The sequence below is a fragment of the Lactobacillus kefiranofaciens genome, assembly GCF_900103655.1.
In the GTDB taxonomy this organism is placed as follows: domain Bacteria; phylum Bacillota; class Bacilli; order Lactobacillales; family Lactobacillaceae; genus Lactobacillus; species Lactobacillus kefiranofaciens.
In genome coordinates, this window is the sequence record NZ_FMXC01000076.1 from 1 (window position 1) to 2,290 (window position 2,290).

Sequence of the window (2,290 nt, forward strand, 5' to 3'; positions counted from 1 at the left end):
GTGCTCAAGATTTAACGACGACGTTACTCCAAATTAACCAGCGACCGCTTAAAATACTCGACTGGCAAATACCGTATCAGGCTATGCTGACAAATCTGTCCAAAAATTCGGATTAAATTTGCAATCTACCTTAAAAGTTTTTCAAAGTAAGTAAAGATGCCTTAATGTAAATAAAGATCGGTCCGTTAAAACCCTTGGGGTTGAGCAGGCCGGTCTTTTATTGAAGTGAAGCAAATTTAAACATTAAGATTCTTTTTGCCTGTAATAATAATTATCTGAATAAGGGACATTTTTACCAAAACACTTGGTAGCTGGAATGTTAGAAAAGCACTGCCCTGCGGCGATGTGTACCATATATTTAGGCATGCTATTAAAAAAATGGCAAAGCTTAAAGATTAAGGGCGATCGGACGATGAACTTGGCGTATAAAGTCATGATGAACCAGCAGCGAAGCTATACGTTACGGCAGTACGCGGTGATTTGTATTGGGACCAACGCGCTGGATGATTACGAAGAGCAAACCATGAAGATCATTCATGACTTGGAGCCGGGGCACAAGTTGATTCTGATGACACCTTATAATGCCCGGGCCGATGCTGACTGAAATTCATCAAAGCTGGCCGTTTTGGAACGGCGTCTGCCAGCTAAGTATAAGTTCATTACGATTGCCGACTGGGGCAAGATTGCGGCGCAACATCCAGAAGTCTTCAAAGGGATAGATGGCGTACACTTCGGTGACATTCGGGCTGGCGATATTTTATACGCCAAGGTAATCCAATCAGGCACTACAAGTGGCTAAGCATTCCCCTGTTAAAGAGGATTAGATAAAAATATTTCTTGACGTTTTTGATATATAATGATTAAAGTGTTTAGATAGAGTAAAGCGGGGCCATAACTTAAAAGAGCTTTACACGTAATCTTATGAATAACGATTTGTTTAAACAAAAATGGACTAAAAAGAATAAACGCTTAACTTCACAAGATTTTAAATATGATGATGTGCAATTGCTAATGGATTTATACAATTCAACCCGCTGGGGTAAAGACTTGAAGACGTGGTTTCCTATAAAATCCGTTACCACAGGTGATGAAAATAATAAAACAACCGTTAAAATGGTTACTGCAGACGATTATGAAAACAAACTAGATAAGTATCATAATGCCTGCTTTATTAAACTGTAAAATCTCATAATAATAACTAGCTAATAATGGCTAGTTATTTTTTTGCCTTTATTTTTATATTATCTGAACTTATGTTTTTTTGTCTTATCATTTCTATTTTTACCTAAAATCCACAAAAATGATAAGACAGACCTTAACACTAGAGTAACAAGGACTTAGAAAGTAGTAATTATTTTTTGTCTTATAATTGTCTTATTTGCCATAATAGCTTTAACTTATCAAGATCACCATCGCTAATGATTTTCAAGCTATGTGACCAACTCCACCCGTTGAAAACAGGCTCAATATTGGCATTTTCATTATAGTTCGTTGCAATTTTTGATGTAACGTAAATTGCAGGTGAAAAAGGAGTTAACTCTTTGTAAAGATACCATATAATGATTAGTGCTATCACGTACCACAGTGTATGTCTTTATTTTAGTATCAGCAGTTAAGTTATTAACTTGGGTATTACTACACTTTACATAACCTATTTTGGGTAATCTTATGTAGTGTTTACCAGTAATTCTAATATTTTTATTATTACCTGAATATGACTGTCTCGTTTCAAAACGAGAATGAAAGCGTGGCTTCCCTACTTTTTTAGTTTTATCTTTAAAAAAGGATACTCTATAGTAAAAGGCTTCATTAAATAATTTAAAGCATATTCACCTAATCTAGGTGCTTTAGGATTATTTTCGTATCTATCATTCATCATAGCAAGTGTTTTATTCCAAACAAAACGAGAATTATCTATCATTTTCTCCATTAAATTTTGTTGTGCTTGGTTAGGATATAATTTTAATTTAACTCCAAAAATCATTTAGTACCTACTTTCTTATTTTGCTAATGATGTACAGTACCGGCTAAGTATTTCAGTGCAACATACGTTGAGTGTAGTACCGTAGTCAAATAATGATGTACAGTACCTAATCACTGTATATTAATTGACTAGGTTCTGGGAACAACTAGTAGTGTTTAGGACAAAGCCTAACTCACAGAACTAATCTATTTACCAAAGCAAACTACCTTGCGTAAGTGTCAATATTTTTGCGGTAGTCCAAAAACCATTAGTCTGACCTTAATTTCTTAATATTTTATGTGGTTTAACATTCGATCTAATTTAGCT

2 protein-coding genes and 2 pseudogenes are annotated in these 2,290 nt (G+C 34.6%); 3 read left to right on the plus strand and 1 reads right to left on the minus strand.

Annotated elements, in window-relative coordinates; all coding sequences use genetic code 11:
* The 3 genes and pseudogenes from BLP58_RS12035 to BLP58_RS11670 all read left to right on the plus strand — a co-directional run.
* A pseudogene (locus tag BLP58_RS12035) lies at nucleotides 1-116 on the plus strand (IS30 family transposase); the annotation flags it as partial.
* A gap of 281 nt (nucleotides 117-397) precedes the next feature.
* Nucleotides 398-824: pseudogene (locus BLP58_RS12710) on the plus strand (SGNH/GDSL hydrolase family protein); the annotation flags it as partial.
* 97 nt (nucleotides 825-921) lie between these two features.
* On the plus strand, nucleotides 922-1,182 hold the full coding sequence (locus tag BLP58_RS11670) for a hypothetical protein (protein WP_013855190.1): 261 nt from the start codon (nucleotides 922-924) through the stop codon (nucleotides 1,180-1,182).
* 574 nt (nucleotides 1,183-1,756) lie between these two features.
* Here BLP58_RS11670 and BLP58_RS11675 read toward each other — a convergent pair.
* Nucleotides 1,757-1,984 carry a helix-turn-helix domain-containing protein gene (locus tag BLP58_RS11675; RefSeq protein WP_013855191.1) on the minus strand — a complete coding sequence of 76 codons (228 nt, stop codon included), beginning with the start codon at nucleotides 1,982-1,984 and terminating at the stop codon, nucleotides 1,757-1,759.
* Nucleotides 1,985-2,290: the final 306 nt, after the last annotated feature.

Excerpts from the sequence above, each read along its gene's own strand:
- BLP58_RS11670 (WP_013855190.1), top strand. The coding sequence starts at position 922 with ATGAATAACGATTTGTTTAAACAAAAATGGACTAAAAAGAATAAACGC.
- BLP58_RS11675 (WP_013855191.1), bottom strand. The coding sequence starts at position 1,984 with ATGATTTTTGGAGTTAAATTAAAATTATATCCTAACCAAGCACAACAA.